The sequence below is a fragment of the Kordiimonas lipolytica genome (genome assembly GCF_001550065.1).
The window spans coordinates 43,312-62,427 of record NZ_LRUB01000031.1 but is presented as its reverse complement, the minus strand read 5'-3'; the positions used below and the strand labels follow the sequence as shown (position 1 = coordinate 62,427).

Below are 19,116 nucleotides of genomic sequence, written 5' to 3'. Positions count from 1 at the left end.
GATTTTATGATAGGCGAGTTAGCGAAACGTGCCGATACAAAGGTGCAAACGATCCGCTATTATGAGGACATTGGTGTGATGCCTAAAGCGTTCCGCGCGGCGAATAACAGGCGCCTATATGATGAAACTCACCTGGAACGACTTACCTTCGTGCGTCACAGCCGCGAACTGGGCTTTTCCCTTGATGATATCAGAAACCTGCTTGAGTTGTCCGATCAACCCGACCGCCCATGCGAGGAAGTAGATGCTATTGCTAGAAGGCATTTGAACGCTGTGGAAAGCAAGATCGCCTCGCTGCAGATTCTGCAGACAGAGCTGAAGCGTATGATCAACAATTGCTCGGGAGGGACGATTTCGGATTGTCGGATAATCAAAGTACTGGCTGACCATAGCCTGTGCAAAAACCATGATTAAGAAGCCTGATTGTGAAGAGCAGCAAACAATGGCAAGGCGAACTCCTGCTCGCGCAAGGGTGGGCGCATTATCATGGGCTCGCCGGCGACACGACTTTCCATGCCCATTATCCTGTCCAGCTAGTCTTTTCTGAGGCCTGCGACGCAACCGTTACACTGGATGATCGCCAGATAACGGGGCGTTTCCTCGACATCCCATCAAACGCAAAGCACATGTTGGCGCCAAGCCAGCAGCCGCTTAATCTGCTTTATATTGAGCCAACCTTGCTGGAAGGAAACGAGGGAGAGAGTAGAGCTCTTCCCGAGTGGCTTTCAGCGCTGCGGCGGCGAAAAGCCACCATTGATGACACGAGGATGATTCGCGCCCTCGAAGCCATCGACGACGGGCTTGGCGGCAAAGTCACGCAGGATATGGTCGCGTGTGCCGCTGGCATGTCTAAAAGCAGTTTTACGAAACTGTTCCGCGCCATCATCGGTATGCCGCTTCGGCGGTATGTCTTGTGGCGGCGCCTAAATGTTGCGGTTGCCGAGATTGGCGCGGGGGCAGATGCAACCCAAGCTGCCCACAAGGCAGGCTTTGCGGATTCTGCCCATTTCTCAAGAACAATGAGGGAGACATTTGGTGTCTCCCCCACAGATAGCGTTTTAAAGATCCAGATGACAGTTGCGGAAACGCCAGCTGTCTAGTGTTCGTGCTTCTTTGGCCTATAGTCGCGGCTTGAAGAATGGGTGTGCACCACTTTCCAGTCGCCCTCTACCAAGCGGAACAGGAATGTTTGGCGCCCGGCCTTATCAAACTCGTGCCCATTTTTCCTGACCTTGCCTTTGACGCGTGTGTCGGCGACCGCCCAGGCAAAGCCGCCCTCGAAATGAATTTCGATATCCGAGAAATCGAGGTGCAGATATTCAAGGGCATCTTTCTCCGGTTCCACATGGTTGGTTACCAGGTCGTCCAATCCTTCATTCTGACCGCCGGACTCTACATAGCGGGCGCCTTCAAAATCGAGGAAGTACTTTCGGAACGGTGTCCCATCACCGTTTTCCCAACCATATTCGATGGCGGCGATGATCTCTTTGATCGCTTTTTCGTCATCAACAGACGCGAAAACGGACGTTGACCCGATGGCGATCAGTGCCGCACAGATTAGTGTTCTCACTCTATCCCTCCCTTTTTCTTACGGCACTGATACTAAAGGGTTTTTGTGGTATATGGCAACTCATTCTACAGGCTGTTTTGGAACTGCTGCTTCTGTTTTAGAGGGCGCTTTAAACGGCCGGGTCAACTGTGCCAGGTAGCCGTCCGGATAGTCGGGTTCCTTGCCGATGCCCAGGTCATTTGAGGAGAAGCGACGCTTGGCGTCATATACGGCTGTCCCCAGCATCCGGTCCCAAATTGTGGTGAACAGGCCGAAGTTCACGTCGCCCTCCACAGGCCACTTGATGTGGTGAAACCGGTGTAGGGGCGAGAGCGCCAATATATAGCGAAGCGGCCCGATTTTCACGTCCACATTGCTATGCTGCAGGAGTAGCTGGATGGCGACCGCGAAGGCGAGCAGGGCTGCAATGTCCAGCGGGATTCCCATCAGAATCAAAGGACATGTGCCGCCGAGCGTTTCAATCGCTTGATGAAGCGGGTGTTTCATCAAGCCGTTAAAGCCATACATGCGTTTGACGCTGTGATGAACCGCATGGAAGCGCCACAGGGTAGGATTGATGTGACTTGCATAATGCACCAAAGTGATGCCGCAATCAGCAATCAGGATGGCGAGCAACAGTTGCCCCCATATGGGCCAGTTGGTGGGCCAAATATCAAGTCCGGGTACGATGGCGACAATCAAAGGCAGCAAAGCCACCGACGAAGCATTCGCAACCTCATTTACAAGGGCGTGAACCGCGTCTCGCCAGCTATCCCCATGGTCTTGGTTCCATTGTTTCTCGTATGGCACAAGGCGCTCCAACCCAAACGATATGCCAATGGCAAGCGGTAGCAGTACCAACAGCGCGCCATAACCGTAACCGCCTGCAATGGCGTAGAGTGCGGCAGCCAAAAAGCCGCCAAGCATCAATGGCACATAGCTCACCTTGATCAACTCTTTCAAAACAAACATCGATCTCTCTCCTTTGTTCAGGGCAGAAATAACGATTGGAGACCGAAGCAGCTTGAATAAATGGCCATTTATTCAAGCCCGTACGTCGGTCGTTCACCTAGTGTGTCATTCAGGATTTCAGTCCAGGAGCCGGCAATGTCGAAGACTGCAGAGCAAGAAAAGGGCGAGCCCGAGGGCTTTGTTCCCGCCCTTCGCTACAAGTGGGCAACAGGCGTTTATGACTTGGTCATCGAATATTTTACGCGTGGCAGTGTACTGCGGAGATTGTCTGTCGATGCGATAGCGCCAGAGCCTGGAGAAGCCATTTTGGACCTCGGGTGTGGCACGGGTGAGTTGTCCCTCGCAATAGCGCAGACTGAGCCAAGAAGTAGTGTCACCGGATATGATATCGATCCTGAGGTTCTGGAGATCGCACTCAATAAGATGGGGCTCCAAAGTGAGGTATCTGCAGTCACGTTTCGAGACGTCAATGTGACGGACGCCGCCTCACTTCCACAGCAAGATATTGGCCGCTTCGATTGTGTGACCTCCAGCCTCGTGTTTCATCATTTGACCCATGATCAAAAACAGCGGGCGCTTAAGTCCGTTCAGGCGTTGCTGCGACCGGGCGGTCGATTTGTGTTGATCGACTGGGGCCCCGGGGCGAATGTGTTCCTCAGAGCCGCCTTCTGGCTGGTGCGCTTGCTTGACGGGTTGGCCGTCACCCGAGATAATGCGAAGGGAAACTTACCCGACATGCTTGAAGAAACCAGCTTCTCGCAGATATACGCAAAACCATTGCTGAACACAATGTTCGGCACAATCTGGCAATATTCCGCAAATAGGTGCAACTAATTATCCAGTAACTGCTTTGCTCGCTCTCGCCAGTCCCGCCTATGTGGATGCTTGAGCCCAAGGCAAAAACATCCAATCTCATACCTTCAGTGTAAGGAGGCTCGTATTGCCGAAGCCGGATGGCAGGTTTTTCGGTATAGCCCGCCCTAGGCAAACATGGCGGAGCTCAGATATGTGATGCGACGTACTTAAGTCCTTCCTCACCATGGAAAAAGCCGTTCGCGAGTGGTTGGCCATTCAGGACGGCTTTCAGAGCTTCCAGTGTTTCTGTGGCGCTAGACCGCCTGGCCGCACGAGCGCGGTATATTTCTGACACCTTAACCATGTCGCAGCTATGGGGTGATAGGCGCAGGCCTATAATGCCCATATCCTGCAACGCTGGGATTTCTTCCAGTAGACACAAATAGGCTTGTGACAGGGTCTGCAAGCCATTAACTGCCAGAAACGGTTGATCATCAAGCGTGTCAACCGCCAAGCCATCGAGATCTTTTTCGCATACATACTGGCAACCGTTTTTCGCCAGGCCATGCGTGCGGGCATGAAAGCAGCGGGCGGAAATAGCAAGCGGTGCACGACCGAAAGCTTGCACCTCAAGGTCCACGGTGGCGACGTCCGCCAGGGCTTGTAGGCTGTCAACCGGCAGTTCGGCATTGAGAGAGATACGGGTGGCACCTTCACCCTCGAAATATCTGAGTGTGTCTTCATTATAAATGTTTACGGACGGCCCTAGTGCGTGGGGCTTCCCGGCGAGTGCCGCGCAGGACGACAGGTCATTGGCTTCCACCAGATAGTCGCCCGTGAAAGCCACCATGTCTGCGACCGCCTGTTGGTCCTTGGTGTCCATCACCAACTGGAGCGTTGACAGGATCACCTGCTTGCCGCCGCGCGCCAGTCGTTCGAGGATAGCCTCATAGAAGGGCAGTTGGAACGGACGGCGTTTGGCGCAAACAACCTCACCGAAATAGACAATGTCCAAGTCCGCCTCGTCAGCGATTCGGAAATAGAAATCACGCATATTCTCCGCTGGCCAGTTGAACAGAAGCGGACCTAGTGAAAGGGTGGGGGCATTTTGTGTCATAACCATTTCTTCCCATACGCGCCTGTAGTGTTCTGGCTGCCTTCAGATAGGTGGCCGACGCATTGCGTGAATTCGGGCGTGCCGTCGATAGCGGCGCGGAAGGCAGTGACCACATCACGAACATAGGCCTTGCTGCGTTGGCGTCCTTCGATCTTGAGAGCAGTGACACCCGCAGCCAGCAAGTCAGGCAAGATAGGGGTAATGTCTAGGCTGGTAGGTTCCTCGAATAGATAGCGTGTTTTTCCGCCGGACTTGAACCGCCCCTTGCACAGGGTGGGATAGCCCGCGGGCTCATCGATCCTAAACCGGTTGATCGTGAAGCCTCCCAGCTTGCTTGTCAGGCCTTCGTCAGTCTGTGCGTAATATACATGGCTTGCAGGTGAGCACACGCCGTTCCGGTTTGGCGACTTACCTGTGATATAGGACGACAGTGTGCAACGTCCCTCGGCCATCGGGCACATACCGCCAAAGGCAAAGACTTCCGTTTCAATGGGTATCTGACTGTTAAGCTTTCCAATCTCTGGTACTGTGAGGACGCGCGGCAGGACGACGCGGCGAATACCGAAGCGTTCGACATAGTAGTTTATTGATGCCGGGTCTGATGCAGATGCTTGAACCGAAAGATGCAGGCGGAGGTTAGGGAAGGTGTGCCTAGCATAGTCCAATAGGCCTATATCTGCCAGGATCAGGGCATCCACGCCCAGTTCTGCTGCGGAATTGATTGCTTCATGCCAAGGTGTCGGGTTTCCCGCCTTCGCATATGTGTTAACGGCGAGGAAAACCTGAGCGCCACGTGCGTGTGCATAGGTAAGCGCTTCAGAAAGCTCTTTCCGCGAAAAGTTCAGGCCGGGAAAATTCCTTGCATTGGTTTCATCGCGGAAACCCATATAAACGGCGTCGGCGCCGGCATCAACTGCCGTTCTTAGCGCCGCAGGTGTGCCCGCAGGGCATACAAGTTCAAGCTTGGTCAAGGTCTGCCTCCCGATTTCAGAGCGCCTGGGTGGGCAGGAGCCAGTGCCTCAAAGATACGCTGTGCAGCTGGAATGATCGGACCTGAGATATTCAGAAGCTCGCGTTTCAGGCTGAAGTCCTCACTGTCCAGAGCGTTCCTTAGTGTTAAAAGGGCTTCTGTATCACCGTCCACTTGCAGGTCGCGGGAAAAGAAAAGGGAATCACCGTCCAGATCACCTTCAAGTAAGGCGAAAAGAACAGACAAAGTTCCTTCAATACCGACATCGCAGGGGGGCGCTTGCCGCACGACTTTCACAGCCACAGCATGGCTGTGTACTGTCAGCAGGAGCGCCACCCCAAGGTCGGTGATCTGGATCGAGAATAGCCTGCCTGCAATTGGCTGCAGCCGCTCAAGTATGTTCGCATGCCTGCGTGACATGCGCTTGACCAGTAAAGACAAAGCCAGGTTGGCCGGGGGAAGGGGCAGGATGCGGATCGACCTTGCGGCAATCGGTGCGGCCTTGCGAAAGAAATCTATATGCATGTCTGATTCCACTGTTGTACTGCAGGCACACTAGTGGGATGTGCTGTGTACGCCTTGACGCAAATCAAACTGACCAGAATTGGACCGCTAAGGCAGTATGATCATAGCTCATGCCCCAAATCAATCGCGACAAACTTGGCAACTAGCTCCTCGCTGGTCCGGCAATGTAGTTTCTTCCGTGCGTTGGCCAAGTGAAATTTTACTGTCTCGTAGCTGATATCTTCCAGATAGCAGATTTCCTTTAGCGTGAAGCCTTCAGTCAAAAGGCGGACGATTTCTCGTTCGCGAATAGTCAGTCTCTTTGATGGGGGGCGGAGCTTCAGTCGCTGTGGAAAGCTCTTTTTCTCCCATGTGAAGGACAGGTCTGTGACACCGCCACCTTCCTGGGGAAAGCTGTCGGAGACAATTTCAGACTTCAGATCTCGAAAGCCCATGAACTCCAGCACCCCCACAATAAAACCCCGATAGTAGTCCGTACTTTTTTCTGTATGGCGGAAACCCTCGAGGTAATTGAGTCTCAGGTCACCTCTTTCTTTGCCAAGGAAGGTGATCTTTGGCTTCTTGTTTTTGGCAAAGCGGGCATTGACGCGTGCAATGTTTCTAAGAATAAGGGATGCACGGGCAAGATTGAGCAGACGCAGTTCGATTATGTTGCGTTTCTTCAACGAAAAGCCGGCCACCCGGCGGCCAACCTCAAAAAGATCTGGTTCGATACTGCAGAGGTTTTCGTAAAACTTCAGGCACAGGTGATTTGGGAACCAGTTTCCTTCTTGCACAAAGAAGGGATAGCCTACCGGGCTGTCATTCATGTGGAATTTTGAACTATTGCCAAGTCCCTCAGGCAAAATGTCCCTAAAAAGCATCTGTAGGCCTTCGGGGCCCCGGGCTTCCAATGCATATTGTGCCCAAAGGGAACTAACAACAGTACTGACATGTTGGTTATAGGCTAGCGCCAGATTTTCAGATGTCTTGGCCTGATCTAGCATTCAGTATCGGTCCATTTTGGCGCCCCCAAGCGTACGACATTATTATCCAGACCTATCGTTTAGAAAGCGTAAACTCATCGGTTGACAAGAAGGAGCCCTCTCTGTCGAACCACCTAGATGGTTGACAGAGAGGGCAGCACACCCTGGGAAGGAGCGCGCAAAGGCTATTCCAGGCGTCGGTACAGGTCGATGCCTTCGTTTGCGAGGTTGTTTGCAGAGTTAATGTTGTGGGACAGATCATTCAGGTTTTCGTTTATCTCCGCAACGGCACCAGCGGCTGTTTGCATGTTTGATGAGATCTCCTGCGTCACAACGCTCTGTTCCTCAATCGCGCCAGCAATACCCGTGACGCTTCCCTGAAGATCGCCCACGGCACCGTTGATCCCAACAAGGCGCTCAACCACTTCGCTTGATACATCCTGCATGCGAGCAATCTCATCTGAGATTTGGCCAGTAGCGGTTGCTACTTGTGTTGCCAGATTTTTAACCTCGCTGGCAACAACCGCGAAACCTCGGCCGGCTTCACCTGCTCGGGCCGATTCAATAGTCGCATTGAGGGCGAGGAGGTTGATTTGGGAGGCAATATCCTCAATCAGAACAACAATCTTGTTCATGGCTTCGGCAGCCTCGCTAAGGGTCTTGGTAGATTTGTCTGCAGCTCGGGTTTCGCCAGACGTTTTGTCGACCGCATTCCGTGCCAGTGCCACGCTTTCGGCAATCTCGCGGAAAGAGGCATTGAGTTCTTCCGCCGCGGACGCGACGGTCTGTACCATTGCTTCGGTTTCAGTTGAGGCAGAGGCCGCCAATCCCGCGCGTTCGTTGGCGGTCCCTACGCTGGAGACGATCTCTTCCAAATTTTTATCAACCTGGGCGCCTACGCGTTCTCTTTCCTTTCGCGCCAACACCATAGAGGTGATATCACTCGCGAATTTTACGACCTTGAAAGGCTTGCCTGAGGGATCGAAGATCGGGTTGTAGGTGGCCTGCAGCCAAATCTCTTTGCCACCATTTCCGACCCGTTGATATTCCCCGGATCGAAACTCGCCGCTTCCAAGTGCAATCCAGAAATTTTTGTATTCGGTTGATCCCTTGTAGGTACCATCCACGAACATTGAATGATGCTTGCCAACAATCTCTTCCAACTCATACCCAACCGCTTCGAGGAAATTTTGGTTCGCAGCAATGATGGTGCCATCCAGTTCGAACTCGATCACCGCCTGAGCCTTGTTCAAGGCTTCAATCTTGCCCTCATAGTCGGCATTTTTCAGCTTCTGGGCGGTTATGTCTGTGGCGAATTTGACGACTTTTATAGGTTTGCCGTCAGCATCCAATATTGGCGTGTAACTGGCCTGCAGCCAGATTTCCTTGCCAGCTTTGCCAACGCGTCGGTATTCGGAGGTTAGGTGCTCACCCGCTCTGAGCTTATCCCAAAACTCTGCATATTTTGGGGATTTGCTATAGGCAGGGTCCACAAAGATGCTGTGATGCTTCCCCTGAATCTCACTAAGCTCGTAGCCCACGGTGGAAAGGAAGTTTTCGTTGGCTGTGATAATAGTGCCGTCCAGCTCGAACTCAATCACCGCCTGGGATTGGTCCATGGCGGCCACTTTCCCGAGAGCATCGATGTTGCGGTCTTGGGTTTCGCTATAATCGGTCGCGAATTTGACAACGCGTTCAAGTTTGCCGTCTGAACCCATTTGAGGCAGATAGACGGCCTGCAGCCATACGACATCACCTGATTTTGTATGGCGCTTGAAGATGCCTGACTGATAGACGCCATGATTGAGCTCATCCCAAAACTCGCGATACTTTGGGCTTGCTGCAAATTTCTTGTCCACAAACTTGCTGTGGTGGGTTCCGACGATCTCTTCAAGGCCATAGCCCATTAGCGAGAGAAATGTAGGGTTAGCATCCACGACAACCCCATTTGGGTCAAAGGAAATCATGGCTTGTGATGCACACATCGTTCCTATGAGGCTTGAGGCATTCAGGCCAGCCGGAAGCTTTGTGGATTGTGAAGATGGAGGTTTTTTCCGAATAATATCAAACATGTTGGTCCTTCCCAGGGATTTAGATATAGAAGATTGTCCGGTTCTTTTTGTCGGCCGGATTGCTGTCGTGCTCGGTTTTTTGGCGGGTTAACGGGTCGATGTCAGGAAGTGAAATGGATACGGTGGTGCCGCGAGCTGGCTTGCTTCTGATGCGTAGCCGACCACCGTGCATCGCGACGATTGTCTTAGCCGTGGCAAGGCCTAGCCCTATCCCGTTCGAAACACCGTGTGGGCTATCTGCAGACAATTCGAAAGGTTTGGTGATCGCTACTAGCCGGTCGCGTGCAATACCTTGACCTGTGTCTTCAATGTTGATGACAGGAATTCCCTTGGCAGTTTTTTCTAGGCTCAAGGTTACGTTGCCGCCGGCGGCTGTGTAGCGGATAGCATTGTCGATGACGTTCGATAGGGCTCTCCACATTCTTGGATAGTCAATGAAACTGTCAGCTCCATCGATGACCTCTAGCCTCAGGTTGATCTTGGCCTCTTCGGCTTTGGGGCCAAATGCTGTTGCAACGGATTCTAGTAGATCCTCAAGAGCAAACGATTGCAGATTGGGGTCCGCATAATCGCTGTTGAGTTCGCTGAATTCCAGTATTTGATTGACCACATGCAGTAATGTCTCACCGCTACCAAGGATGTATTGCCCGTAGTCTCGGGCCATCTCTTCGGAAGGAGGCCCTTGCCAGTTCGCAAGAAGTTGGCTGAAGCCGAGAATAGCGTTTAGCGGCGTCCGAAGCTCATGGCTCGCTTTGGACAGGAAATGCGACCGCGCCGAGATGGCCAACTGGGCTTTCTGCAAGGCAAGGCTGAGTGCCCGTTCCTTTCTTTCAAGCTTGGCTAGCAGCTCGTCGCGTTCGGTCTGATCCCTCAAAACGACGCCGAAGAAGCGTTTCCCGTCTTGGGTCATCGTTGTCAGTGCCCCGGATGTCTTGACAATAGCCCCGTCCTTTGTCTGGCAGGAAATCTGGCGTTGCCGGTTCATGCTTCGGGAAATGCCCTCGACAGCCGCGAATGATACCATCTGCTCTCGGTGACTGGATCTTAGAGTTTCCGGCAGCAATAGGTCGACCGGCTGTCCAAGAAGCTCACTTGAGGAAAAACCGGTCAAGTTGGTTGCTGCAGAATTGATGTAGCAGAAACGGAAGGTGTCATCGCAGATGAAGACTGCGTCTGAGGAAAAATCGAGGAGATTGTCCTTGAGTAATTTCAGGAGGGGAGCAGAGGGTTTGTCGGTTGTGGACGTTGCAAAGGCCTCGTTAGAAGAAGTATCCAGCTCGCGATCAAATAATTTCATACTTACATTGTGACATCGTTAGAAAGTTTTTCTTCCTACCCATTTGGGGAGTATGGAGTTGTTCCTGTGGGTAGGGCTTTTAGGGATTGCTCAACCATTTTGAGCCATAGTTCTGCGATGCGACACCGGACTTTCATATGGATGGCAGTAGCCATGTTGCTGTATGGAGAATTGGTGCCCCGTGATGGGGCCGTCAACGCGGAGCCGACTTGGGACAATGGCGCTTGCCTCAAAATTGCCAGCTATTCAGATGACGGCCTGAACCGATCACTCGACCCAATGTTGAAGGCGCTATATGACCAAGCTGGGCTTTGTCTGCGAATTGTTGATGTGTCACTGTCACGGGCGCACGAATTGATGCAGCGTGATCTTTTGGATGGCCAGGCTGCGAGGACGACCCTTTGGGTCAAGGCGTATGGTACAAAGCTGAATAGCCACAATATCTATCTCGGGAAAATATCGTTGATCGCCGTATGGCTAAAATCCGAAGGTGCAGATGGGTCAGGCTCCTTCGAGGGCAAGGTCGTCGGATTCCGCTCTGGTGCAAAGTGGGCGGAGGCGATGTTGCACCAGTGGCAAGCAACACCACTACCCCTCCCCGGCTTCAAAACCATGCACGATCTGCTGGCAAAGGAACGGGCGGACTTCATTATTCTAGATGCCGGAATGTGGCCGGAAGTGAAGCAATATATGACAGCAAACCTTAAGGCGTCTCCATTGAAGGAGATCAAGGTTTATCATGTTTTGGCACAGCAATTTGGTGTAGAGGCTAAAGCTCTCGAGGCTGCCGTCAAGAGGCTGGGTGGGCAGGCATTTCTTGATCAATATCTGGCCCCGCTGCCATGACGCCTTTCTTGCCAGTTTGTAGAGGGCAAGTCGCTTCTGTGGCTCTATGTCAGATTCTCTCGAGCTTTGACCAATTGCGCGGTATTTTGCATCCTGAACATGTAAATTTTTGTCTTATCAAACTGAAGCGATCGGCAATCCTTAAGCGAAAGATGTGTCCACATCGACGGCACCTATATCTGCGACGCTGAACGCGGCGCATCAAGATGCCTCCTGTTGACAAAAGCAAGAGTATAAGCAGAGCTAGTTCGGAGGAGAATTCTTTCACGGATTCATGCTTTACGTCGAGGTTCCGGTAGGGGAATTAGCCATATGCAGTTTTTCTGCAGCGCTCAAGAGAATTTGTGATTGGATATCGTGCATAGTTGACGGTGTAAATAGAACACGGCACAATATTAACATACTGTTATTGTTAATAATTTTTTGGCGGTCGCAAGAAAGCCGAGCCGTGACGTGCAGATGGCACTAAACTAGGAAGTATACCATGTCCACTCTGGTGATTTTTTCGGGTTTGCCTGGGGTCGGGAAGTCGACGTTAGCAAAAGCTATTTGCCGAGAAACCGGTGCAGCCTATATCCAGATCGATACAATTCAAACAACACTTGGTGAATTGGGAAGTGCGGCAGACCTAAGCGGCGTCTATCAATTCGTTTATCGACTAGCTGAAGATAACCTGGCGTTAGGGCACAATGTCGTGGTTGATTGTTGCAATCCCGTGCAGGCCACCCGAGATGAATGGACACGTTTGGCTGAGGAGCAGGGTGCCAAGCTTCAGAATGTCGAAGTAGTTTGCTCGGACGTAGATGTCCATCGTTCCCGCGTTGAAGGCCAGGCAGACTATGCAGTGGGCGAAGGCGCCCTAACTTGGGAACAGATTCAGGAACAGCAATTCGATGACTGGAATAGGCCTCCTATTCGTGTCGATACCGCTCAGAAAAAGATTCCTGCGAGCGTGTTCGAACTTATGTCAAAGATTGATTGGTCATAGCCGTTCCATGGTACGACGCTTGATCGCTCTAGTAAGGGTCACGCACTGCTATTGCGGATTGAAATCAACGATGCGCCCCGCGAGGGCACTGAGGCTGAAAGGTTCAGCAAAGCATCCTGCGACCCTAAGGCCATATGTTTGCGCTTGCTTTTCAAAAGCGTCACATGAGAAACCTTCTGCAGAAAAGACAAAGAGTGCAGCGTCTGATTGGGTCGCAAATATCTTACCAAGAACTTGCTGAGGATCTGGTTCCAGATGGCCTAAGCGCAAAAAGATCATATCAAGCTTGCCTCCCGAAAGAGCGCTGAAAGCTTTCTGTTCGTTGGTAGCTTCAGTGACTGTTGTGTTGCCCAAGAGAGAGAGGATGTTTGTGAGGAGCGCACGTTCTTCGTCATCGGACACGCATACTAGAACTGAAACGTCAGAAAATGTGTGCCGAGAAGCCATCGTGGGTCACCGCAAGTTGGATTTTGACGTGGGAAGCTAGCGCAAAAGACTTAATCGGAAGTGAATTGTCAATCGTCCATTGATATGAAGGTTACATTTTCAATGCACCGGTCAGAAGGGCCATTTCTCATTAGGTCCTGGAAGTCCTCTTCTATACCTTCATAGGTGAAGTAACCAACTGAAGCTGTTGTCTCTCCCGTGTTAGCTCTAAGGGGCAGGAGAAGTCCGCTACAACGAAGTGTCGTACCGCTGGCCGTTGTTACAACCTCCTCGGTTACGCAGCCCAGCCTGTAATTTTTGAGCGAGATAAAGAGGTCTTTGTATTTCTGTCGAGCCTCGCCAGAGAGGTGGTCGAGAAAATTGTCGGCGATAATGTTTCGGCTCCACATCTGGTCGTGCGCACTGCCAATCAAGAGGATCGAGACAGTATCTTCATCGATCATGTCGAGGATGGTCAAGTAGGGTATCAGAGATGCTATTTGATCTGGTCGCAACGATGTTCGCAGCGGGATATCATTACGGGCCTCCCTATAAAGGGTACGCCAGTACTGCCACAGCAGGCTGTGATGCCCCGCCGGTTGAAATTCAGACTTCTTGATAAACTTGATTTCCATACATGCCCCGGCCACCTTTTGGAGTTTAGGTTGAGCTGTGTCAAGCTTGGAAGCCAAACAGGAAGAGGGGAATGTCCTCATGAAAGCTCACCTGTCCTAACATGTATTTAGCTTGGTACTAACGTTGGGGGCCTTCCAAATTATCTGCGGAAGAATCTGGCTAACCTATCTCGCATGATTGCGGCATCAATGGGCTTGACGATGTAGCCTTTTGCGCCAACCTCCTTCGCCCCTTTGATATGCTCTTGTTCGGTGCTGCCTGTCAGAAACACGACGGGCGTGGACGCTTTGCTGGAATCATATCTGACAGGCGCTGATTTTCTTAATGTCCTGACAAATTCAATGCCATTCATAGGCTTCATGAGAATATCGCAAAGAATTAGGTCGAAGCGCGATTTGTCGAGCTTCCGGAGAGCCTCTGATCCATCAGCCGCACATTCGACGTGCTCAAACCCCAGGTCTTTAAGCAGCCGGTTCAGTAATTCACGAATGATCGGCTCATCATCGATTGCCAAGATTGAATGTCCTGCAAACACATCGCGCTGATGTTTGACGTAACTTTCCATTAAATGATCACCTCTATAGTAGAGCAATGCGATGCTTGGGCATTGGTATCAAAGCTGTCGCAGATGAGTATTTCAATAACAATAGGGCAAGTTCATGAATTTTGTATTGCGATGAGTTGACCGCTCATCACATCGACCTGAGTAGGTGTAGGATTGAAAACAAGAGCGAGCAATAAATGACCGCAATTAAAGCAGAATGTTGCCAGTCGGCCAGTGTCTTGGGGCAGGCAGGAATTGGTGTCAGAATATGAGCAGACGTCAGGCGCGATCAGCTTATTTTCTGTTTCAAGAATTTTTGAGATACTATAAGGCCTTGATGTATAAAGGGGAGAGGCCAGAAAAGGCACGTGTTGACCCTAAGGAGATGGTCAAATTCCTGCCTTGGTTGTCTATTTGGGCATACTCCTCACACGAATTTTTGACGCCAGCTCTAATGGGGACCGCACAAGATGATCTTTTCGGTAGGTCGTTAACGGGCACGGATATTTTGCCGCTTCTTAGTACACAGGCTCGAGAAGACTTGGATTCACTATGTGGGGAACTCACCGCTTCCAAAAGCAATGTGCTTCGATTGCGCCTTCAACTGACAAACCCAGCAGGTGAGAAGACCGATATATGCGGCTTTTATGGCCTCCTAAAACAGGCCGATCCAAGCGTTCAGTTGTTTTTGGGCTGTGCTTCGGCGTGTAGCAAAAACGTTTGTGTGTCATGCGGCTATCTTGAAGAGTGTGCCAATAGTTCAGCTGCCTCAACCAACGAGGCTAAACTGTTTTATCAACCTGAAGACAAACGCCTGGTGGGACCCGTTGAGGCGGTGATGTTTGACTTGGGTCGCCTCGTGGCAGATTGAATATCGCACCGTTAGTGAGTCTATAGTCAGAGGCATTTGTCACTATTGTACCTATAATTAATTGGGTCAGAAAGTGCACTCAGTTGATGGGAGTAGAATAACTGTTTCCTGATCAAAAAGGAGACAGGTCATGAAACCCCTCTTTCAACACGAAAACTCCCATAAGCCCTGACGGGGAACATCTTCCTTGCGAACGGCAGCCGGTCTATACATGGGGTCAGCTTGAGCCATCCATCGAGTGTTTCGGTACGTCTCAAATTCGCCTAAAGTGGCCCTTAGGATCTGCAGGCCTCGGTACAGCCTCTATTCACTCACAGATTTGTGTATCGGAAAATTGAAACAGGGTTTGACCCTCCGGTTGCTGGAAGCCTCATGCTGAAGGAACGATGAAAGGAGGCACAAATGCCAGCGCATGCCGATACACAAGCGTTACCCAGGCGAGACTTTCTTCATGTCGCGTCAGGTGCTCTCATCGCGACGGGTGGCATTGTGGCGACCTGGCCCTTTATCGATAGCATGAATCCGGCGGCCGATACTCTTGCCTTGGCGTCTGTGGATGTCGATCTGTCCGTGATCGCGGTCGGTGAGCGGGTCACGATCAAATGGCGCGGCAAGCCTGTTTTTATTGTCCGACGAACTAAAACGGAGATTGCGGCCGCCCGCCATGACGATGAGGCGGCCCTTGTCGACCGAGAGACGGATGCGAGCCGGATTATCAACCAGCCTTGGCTGGTTGTTATCGGCATTTGTACGCACCTTGGGTGTGTCCCCCTTGGCCAGAAAGAGACCGACTCTCGCGGTGACTATGGCGGCTGGTTCTGCCCGTGCCATGGCTCGCACTATGATACGTCGGGGCGGATCAGGAAAGGGCCGGCACCCAGGAACCTGGACCTCCCGCCCTACCAATTTGTTGCCGCGGACGTTTTGCGGATCGGATGAAGATTTCAACCTCAAGAGAGGAGGAGAAAATGGGTTTTGTTGCTATTACAGCCACCATTCATAAACTGAAATTTGATGACGTGGAGAAGCGGTTGCAGGAGTTGGGGGTGCCGGGGCTGAGTGTTTCAGAAACCAAGGGTTATGGTGCCTACAAGAATTTCTACCAGCACGACTGGATGGGGCCATATGCCCGCTTGCAGCTTTATGTACCGGAAGCGGATGGCGAAAGGATTGCCTGTGCAATCCTCGAAGCGGCCCATACGGGGCTCGACAGCGATGGTATACTTGCCATTACACCCGTCAGCAGACTGTATCGGATTTCTGACAGGGAAGAAGTCTCTGCGGATGAATAACGAGCAGTCGTGGGGACAGATGAGCCCCGTCAAGATACGAGGAAAGCCATGACATTTACGGTCTATTCCCTGGACGGTTTCGAGATTGTTCCGCCCAGCAATCTGTTCAAAAAGCAGGGTGTCGAGAAAGCCGGAGCGATTGCGAAAGTGCAGCCGGTTCGGCGCAAAAAGCCCAAGGCGGAGCGCCGCCCACCAATTGGTAGAGGATCTCCGCTCGACATTTATGCCGCGCGCACCAATCCAGCGGTTCAGTCGGTAGCGATCATGGCGGACCAGGTGATGTCCGGGCCGGTTGTGACAGTGACGCCAGAGGCGACCGTCGCTGAGGCGTTGCAGTTGTTGCAGGAAAATGGATTTAGGCACGTTCCCGTGGTCTCGTCAGCGGGTGGACCACTGGTGGGCATTCTTTCTGAGCGGGACATCTTGCGTTATCTGGCCGACTTGCCTGAAACCGACCAGCCTGAAGGGGCCATGGCTCGGTTGGGCGCGCCGGTCGACCAAGTTATGACGCCCCACATTCTGACGGCCGAGTGCAGCACTGATCTACGATTTATCACGCGGCTTTTTGTTGAAAGGCGCATCGGCGCCATGCCCATTGTCGACGGCCATATCCCTAAAGGCATCATCACCCGCAGCGATATCCTGTCCGCGGTTGTCAGGCACTATGTGTTGGAATTGTGGGCGTGAGCCCAATCAGCGGCCTGCATAAACTTTTCAGGCCAAGCAAATATTCGGATCAAGGGTAGCAGCTATATGGCAGATAAAAATATGAAAGCCTGGATTTTTGGGGGCGCGATGGTCGCCTTACTGGTCATTGGCTGGGCAGTCGTGATGCAAGAGGGCAGCGAGAAGCAGCTCCTTGATATCCAACTATTACCAAACGACCATGAGGTGGTTGCCTTGGGTCGGAAGGTCTATCAGGCCCAGTGTGCGGCATGCCATGGCGTAAACCTGGAGGGGCAGCCAAATTGGCGCGAGCGCAAGCCTAATGGCCGCTTGCCCGCGCCGCCGCATGATGAAACCGGTCATACCTGGCACCATCCAGATGCAGTGCTGTTTGCACTAACCAAATATGGCCCCGCCACAGTAGTTGGGGATGAAAGTTATCAGAGTGATATGCCTGCATATGAAGGCATACTGACGGACAGGGAAATATTGGCGACCCTTTCGTACATCAAAAGCCGTTGGCCGGATCATGTTCGTCAAAGGCACGATTTGATGCAGCCGGATGGTGTTAGGCCTCCGGGATAGCTCCGCCATGAAGCTCGCCTACTTCGGTAATGACATGTTTTCCTCCTGCTTCGATGTTTTTGTCGAACGTGGACATCAAATATGTGCGGTTTATGTCAATCCCATTGAGGGTATTGCGGCGAACATGCTGGCGAAAGCGACGCGTCTGGGTTTGACAGTTCGGACAGGGTTGCCTTTACCTGAAGAGATGAAGGCTTTGGTCGATGAAGGAGTGACCTTATTTTTTAGCGCCGAGTACCAACATAAAATCCCGACACCTTCCGGGCTGAGGTACGGAGTCAACTTGCATACCTCCTTGTTGCCGGAAGGAAGGGGGGCGACGCCTCTTCCGTATTTCACTCACGGTCAGCACCAGCATTCCGGACTAACACTTCACAAACTAACACCCCAATTTGATTGCGGCGATATCATCATAAATACGGCTGTTGGGGTGGAAGAACATGACACTCTCAATAGCTTAATGGTCAAAATGCATCTGCAGGCGCCGGAGCTAGTAGAACAGTTTCTGCGTGATATCGATTTCTATTATACAAATGCGCAACCTCAGATGGGAGGCAGCTATTGGCCTGTGCCCGACATAACCGAGCGATTGCTTGACCCGGATCTGACGACGGTCGAATTGCAGCAGCGTATCAAGCGTTTCGGGCATTTTGGACTGTTTTTGAAATTTGAGGATCGATTTTGGCGCGTCATTCACGCCGAAGCTGTTCCATACGATGCCGAGAAAAGCCCTGGTGAATTGCTTTTCGAGCATAGTGAAATGTTGGCCATATCGAACCGGGATGGGTTCATCTGTATCCCAAAATATTGCCTGGTCGAGCTGTAGCGGAGGGGGGGGTGAATCTGAACCGCAGTGGACGTGGAAGGAGGCTAGCGGAATCCCTGAGCACTCCCGCTAGCCTAACTACTCGGTACTACGTTTTGCTAATGCGGGTCAGCGAGGAAATCCAGAATGGCGCAGTCGGGCTTGTGGTTGCCTTGGCAACGGTTCGTGAGATGCTGCAGCTTCGCTTCCAGATTTTTCAGTCGATCGATTTTCTTTCGGGTTTCCAGCAGTTGCTTTGTTGCAAGCGCCTTAACTTCCGCACTACTCCGCGCGTCGTTGTTAAACAGGTCCAGGAGAGCGCGACTATCATCTATCGAAAAACCGAGTTGTCTGGCGCCTTTAACAATTCTAAGAAGCTGAAGGTCGGACTGCCGATACTGGCGAAACCCATTTTCAGCGCGAAGCGGGTTCACAAGACCAATATCTTCATAGTAGCGGATGGTTTTTTCAGGCAGGCCAATATTTTTTGCGGCCTCACCGATTTTGACAAGGGTACTCATCGCAATACCTCTCTAAAAGTATTGAGTACCTTGAACCCTTTCGCATACAATACATTTGCATCCAGTGAATGAGAAGGATTTTTTTGTCCGTTTGATTTTGGTCAAGGCTGCTATACAGTTTTCACGCTTTTCTCCCTAGTTAGAAAGGTTCGTCTTTTGAGATATTTGGTTTACATGCTCCGACTTATGCTTGTTGCGTCATTGGTTGCGCTGCCTGCATCTGCGCGGATGCTGCCAAATAAGAGCGGTGAAACCAGTTATGACGCCTGTGTTAGTCAATGGGACGGCACATGGTCATTTGAAGCGCTTGATGCTGCTGGAATAGCTGATGAAGTCGAAACAAGTGAAGATGTTTTTTGCGGCCATTTCATGAGCGCAGAAGATTTGCCGACAGATGTCTCTAACCACGATATTGCGCCGACTCCACTTCTGGTATTGGCGCAACCGGCACGGTTGGCAGTGCCTGCACCAAAGGCTTACAAGGTCCAGATTCCCTCAGAGCACATTCCTCATTCGCTTCATCCTGAAGTTGCCCCACATCCCCCGAAAGCTTGCTGATAGCAGCTAGTCGCCTCGGCCCTATCAACCAAACCTTGAACCCGTGTGTCTCGGGTCGAGGAGGCTGGCTAACCATCTAACAGAATCAAGTTTTATCTTAGTTTTCGGAGAGTTGC

The 19,116-nt window shown here is 51.8% G+C and carries 24 protein-coding genes; 12 read left to right on the top strand and 12 right to left on the bottom strand.

Annotated elements, in window-relative coordinates; genetic code table 11:
- Positions 1-6 precede the first annotated feature (6 nt).
- Together KORM41_RS15710 and KORM41_RS15705 are read left to right on the top strand one after the other, a co-directional pair.
- Entirely contained in the window at positions 7-414 is a 408-nt protein-coding gene (locus tag KORM41_RS15710) for a MerR family transcriptional regulator (protein ID WP_068150351.1), read from the top strand.
- An 11-nt stretch (positions 415-425) separates the two neighbouring features.
- Positions 426-1,100 (top strand): helix-turn-helix transcriptional regulator, encoded by a 675-nt coding sequence (locus tag KORM41_RS15705; protein ID WP_068150284.1) that lies wholly within the window; start codon positions 426-428, stop codon positions 1,098-1,100.
- Here the strand turns inward: KORM41_RS15705 and KORM41_RS15700 are convergent.
- Positions 1,097-1,570 carry a YybH family protein gene (locus tag KORM41_RS15700; protein ID WP_082719993.1) on the bottom strand — a complete coding sequence of 158 codons (474 nt, stop codon included), beginning with the start codon at positions 1,568-1,570 and terminating at the stop codon, positions 1,097-1,099. The two genes, KORM41_RS15705 and KORM41_RS15700, sit on opposite strands and share 4 nt — an antisense overlap.
- Before the next feature lie 60 nt (positions 1,571-1,630).
- Entirely contained in the window at positions 1,631-2,521 is an 891-nt protein-coding gene (locus KORM41_RS15695; protein WP_068150282.1) for a sterol desaturase family protein, read from the bottom strand.
- A 135-nt stretch (positions 2,522-2,656) separates the two neighbouring features.
- Between KORM41_RS15695 and KORM41_RS15690 the strand changes: the two genes are divergently transcribed.
- On the top strand, positions 2,657-3,355 hold the full coding sequence (locus tag KORM41_RS15690; protein ID WP_068150279.1) for a class I SAM-dependent methyltransferase: 699 nt from the start codon (positions 2,657-2,659) through the stop codon (positions 3,353-3,355).
- Between the two features lie 166 nt (positions 3,356-3,521).
- On the opposite strand, the gene ubiV is transcribed toward KORM41_RS15690, so the two are convergent.
- The 6 genes from ubiV to KORM41_RS15660 all read right to left on the bottom strand — a co-directional run bounded on the left by ubiV (position 3,522) and on the right by KORM41_RS15660 (position 10,262).
- Positions 3,522-4,433 carry a ubiquinone anaerobic biosynthesis protein UbiV gene (ubiV, locus tag KORM41_RS15685; protein ID WP_068150275.1) on the bottom strand — a complete coding sequence of 304 codons (912 nt, stop codon included), beginning with the start codon at positions 4,431-4,433 and terminating at the stop codon, positions 3,522-3,524.
- Positions 4,430-5,404, bottom strand: a complete 975-nt coding sequence (gene ubiU / locus KORM41_RS15680; RefSeq protein ID WP_197421199.1) for a ubiquinone anaerobic biosynthesis protein UbiU — start codon at positions 5,402-5,404, stop codon at positions 4,430-4,432. The genes ubiV and ubiU overlap by 4 nt, the downstream gene beginning before the upstream one ends.
- Entirely contained in the window at positions 5,401-5,928 is a 528-nt protein-coding gene (gene ubiT / locus KORM41_RS15675) for a ubiquinone anaerobic biosynthesis accessory factor UbiT (RefSeq protein ID WP_068150269.1), read from the bottom strand. Before ubiT ends, ubiU begins: the two co-directional genes overlap by 4 nt.
- 101 nt (positions 5,929-6,029) lie before the next feature.
- Entirely contained in the window at positions 6,030-6,914 is an 885-nt protein-coding gene (locus KORM41_RS15670; protein ID WP_068150267.1) for a helix-turn-helix transcriptional regulator, read from the bottom strand.
- Between the two features lie 164 nt (positions 6,915-7,078).
- The gene (locus KORM41_RS15665) at positions 7,079-8,965 is read right to left on the bottom strand and encodes a methyl-accepting chemotaxis protein (protein WP_231727301.1); all 1,887 of its coding nucleotides are present in this window, start codon (positions 8,963-8,965) and stop codon (positions 7,079-7,081) included.
- A 19-nt stretch (positions 8,966-8,984) separates the two neighbouring features.
- On the bottom strand, positions 8,985-10,262 hold the full coding sequence (locus tag KORM41_RS15660) for a PAS domain-containing sensor histidine kinase (RefSeq protein WP_068150265.1): 1,278 nt from the start codon (positions 10,260-10,262) through the stop codon (positions 8,985-8,987).
- A 141-nt stretch (positions 10,263-10,403) separates the two neighbouring features.
- On the opposite strand from KORM41_RS15660, the gene KORM41_RS15655 reads away from it, so the two are divergent.
- The gene (locus KORM41_RS15655; RefSeq protein ID WP_156432015.1) at positions 10,404-11,108 is read left to right on the top strand and encodes a hypothetical protein; all 705 of its coding nucleotides are present in this window, start codon (positions 10,404-10,406) and stop codon (positions 11,106-11,108) included.
- A gap of 484 nt (positions 11,109-11,592) precedes the next feature.
- The gene (locus KORM41_RS15650; RefSeq protein WP_068150259.1) at positions 11,593-12,096 is read left to right on the top strand and encodes an AAA family ATPase; all 504 of its coding nucleotides are present in this window, start codon (positions 11,593-11,595) and stop codon (positions 12,094-12,096) included.
- Positions 12,097-12,144: 48 nt separating this feature from the next.
- Here the strand turns inward: KORM41_RS15650 and KORM41_RS15645 are convergent, their stop codons facing one another.
- The 3 genes from KORM41_RS15645 to KORM41_RS15635 all read right to left on the bottom strand — a co-directional run bounded on the left by KORM41_RS15645 (position 12,145) and on the right by KORM41_RS15635 (position 13,723).
- A complete protein-coding gene (locus tag KORM41_RS15645) occupies positions 12,145-12,498 on the bottom strand; it encodes a response regulator (RefSeq protein WP_156432014.1) in 354 nt (117 codons plus the stop codon).
- A 113-nt stretch (positions 12,499-12,611) separates the two neighbouring features.
- On the bottom strand, positions 12,612-13,157 hold the full coding sequence (locus KORM41_RS15640; protein ID WP_197421197.1) for a PAS domain-containing protein: 546 nt from the start codon (positions 13,155-13,157) through the stop codon (positions 12,612-12,614).
- 140 nt (positions 13,158-13,297) lie between these two features.
- Entirely contained in the window at positions 13,298-13,723 is a 426-nt protein-coding gene (locus KORM41_RS15635) for a response regulator (RefSeq protein ID WP_068150250.1), read from the bottom strand.
- A gap of 247 nt (positions 13,724-13,970) precedes the next feature.
- On the opposite strand from KORM41_RS15635, the gene KORM41_RS15630 reads away from it, so the two are divergent.
- From KORM41_RS15630 to KORM41_RS15605, 6 genes are all read left to right on the top strand, one after another.
- Positions 13,971-14,573, top strand: a complete 603-nt coding sequence (locus KORM41_RS15630; RefSeq protein ID WP_068150248.1) for a PAS domain-containing protein — start codon at positions 13,971-13,973, stop codon at positions 14,571-14,573.
- A gap of 402 nt (positions 14,574-14,975) precedes the next feature.
- Entirely contained in the window at positions 14,976-15,512 is a 537-nt protein-coding gene (gene petA, locus KORM41_RS15625; RefSeq protein WP_068150243.1) for a ubiquinol-cytochrome c reductase iron-sulfur subunit, read from the top strand.
- 29 nt (positions 15,513-15,541) lie between these two features.
- Positions 15,542-15,865, top strand: coding sequence for a P-II family nitrogen regulator (locus KORM41_RS15620; RefSeq protein ID WP_068150241.1), 324 nt, complete (start codon positions 15,542-15,544; stop codon positions 15,863-15,865).
- 48 nt (positions 15,866-15,913) lie between these two features.
- On the top strand, positions 15,914-16,552 hold the full coding sequence (locus tag KORM41_RS15615) for a CBS domain-containing protein (protein ID WP_068150239.1): 639 nt from the start codon (positions 15,914-15,916) through the stop codon (positions 16,550-16,552).
- Positions 16,553-16,618: 66 nt separating this feature from the next.
- Positions 16,619-17,116, top strand: a complete 498-nt coding sequence (locus KORM41_RS15610; protein ID WP_068150236.1) for a c-type cytochrome — start codon at positions 16,619-16,621, stop codon at positions 17,114-17,116.
- 7 nt (positions 17,117-17,123) lie between these two features.
- Positions 17,124-17,942: a formyltransferase family protein gene (locus KORM41_RS15605; protein ID WP_197421195.1), complete on the top strand. Its 819-nt coding sequence runs from the start codon at positions 17,124-17,126 to the stop codon at positions 17,940-17,942.
- A 98-nt stretch (positions 17,943-18,040) separates the two neighbouring features.
- Here KORM41_RS15605 and KORM41_RS15600 read toward each other — a convergent pair whose 3' ends face one another.
- Positions 18,041-18,442, bottom strand: a complete 402-nt coding sequence (locus KORM41_RS15600; protein ID WP_068150230.1) for a MerR family transcriptional regulator — start codon at positions 18,440-18,442, stop codon at positions 18,041-18,043.
- A gap of 186 nt (positions 18,443-18,628) precedes the next feature.
- Between KORM41_RS15600 and KORM41_RS15595 the strand changes: the two genes are divergently transcribed.
- The gene (locus tag KORM41_RS15595) at positions 18,629-19,000 is read left to right on the top strand and encodes a hypothetical protein (RefSeq protein ID WP_156432013.1); all 372 of its coding nucleotides are present in this window, start codon (positions 18,629-18,631) and stop codon (positions 18,998-19,000) included.
- Positions 19,001-19,116: the final 116 nt, after the last annotated feature.

Excerpts from the sequence above, each read along its gene's own strand:
- KORM41_RS15635 (WP_068150250.1), bottom strand. The coding sequence starts at position 13,723 with ATGGAAAGTTACGTCAAACATCAGCGCGATGTGTTTGCAGGACATTCA.
- petA (WP_068150243.1), top strand. The coding sequence starts at position 14,976 with ATGCCAGCGCATGCCGATACACAAGCGTTACCCAGGCGAGACTTTCTT.
- KORM41_RS15595 (WP_156432013.1), top strand. The coding sequence starts at position 18,629 with ATGCTTGTTGCGTCATTGGTTGCGCTGCCTGCATCTGCGCGGATGCTG.
- KORM41_RS15665 (WP_231727301.1), bottom strand. The coding sequence starts at position 8,965 with ATGTTTGATATTATTCGGAAAAAACCTCCATCTTCACAATCCACAAAG.
- ubiV (WP_068150275.1), bottom strand. The coding sequence starts at position 4,433 with ATGACACAAAATGCCCCCACCCTTTCACTAGGTCCGCTTCTGTTCAAC.
- KORM41_RS15655 (WP_156432015.1), top strand. The coding sequence starts at position 10,404 with ATGGCAGTAGCCATGTTGCTGTATGGAGAATTGGTGCCCCGTGATGGG.
- KORM41_RS15690 (WP_068150279.1), top strand. The coding sequence starts at position 2,657 with ATGTCGAAGACTGCAGAGCAAGAAAAGGGCGAGCCCGAGGGCTTTGTT.
- KORM41_RS15630 (WP_068150248.1), top strand. The coding sequence starts at position 13,971 with ATGAGCAGACGTCAGGCGCGATCAGCTTATTTTCTGTTTCAAGAATTT.
- KORM41_RS15660 (WP_068150265.1), bottom strand. The coding sequence starts at position 10,262 with ATGAAATTATTTGATCGCGAGCTGGATACTTCTTCTAACGAGGCCTTT.
- KORM41_RS15600 (WP_068150230.1), bottom strand. The coding sequence starts at position 18,442 with ATGAGTACCCTTGTCAAAATCGGTGAGGCCGCAAAAAATATTGGCCTG.
- KORM41_RS15670 (WP_068150267.1), bottom strand. The coding sequence starts at position 6,914 with ATGCTAGATCAGGCCAAGACATCTGAAAATCTGGCGCTAGCCTATAAC.
- KORM41_RS15610 (WP_068150236.1), top strand. The coding sequence starts at position 16,619 with ATGGCAGATAAAAATATGAAAGCCTGGATTTTTGGGGGCGCGATGGTC.
- KORM41_RS15710 (WP_068150351.1), top strand. The coding sequence starts at position 7 with ATGATAGGCGAGTTAGCGAAACGTGCCGATACAAAGGTGCAAACGATC.
- KORM41_RS15695 (WP_068150282.1), bottom strand. The coding sequence starts at position 2,521 with ATGTTTGTTTTGAAAGAGTTGATCAAGGTGAGCTATGTGCCATTGATG.
- KORM41_RS15620 (WP_068150241.1), top strand. The coding sequence starts at position 15,542 with ATGGGTTTTGTTGCTATTACAGCCACCATTCATAAACTGAAATTTGAT.
- ubiT (WP_068150269.1), bottom strand. The coding sequence starts at position 5,928 with ATGCATATAGATTTCTTTCGCAAGGCCGCACCGATTGCCGCAAGGTCG.
- KORM41_RS15640 (WP_197421197.1), bottom strand. The coding sequence starts at position 13,157 with ATGGAAATCAAGTTTATCAAGAAGTCTGAATTTCAACCGGCGGGGCAT.
- KORM41_RS15650 (WP_068150259.1), top strand. The coding sequence starts at position 11,593 with ATGTCCACTCTGGTGATTTTTTCGGGTTTGCCTGGGGTCGGGAAGTCG.
- KORM41_RS15605 (WP_197421195.1), top strand. The coding sequence starts at position 17,124 with ATGAAGCTCGCCTACTTCGGTAATGACATGTTTTCCTCCTGCTTCGAT.
- KORM41_RS15615 (WP_068150239.1), top strand. The coding sequence starts at position 15,914 with ATGACATTTACGGTCTATTCCCTGGACGGTTTCGAGATTGTTCCGCCC.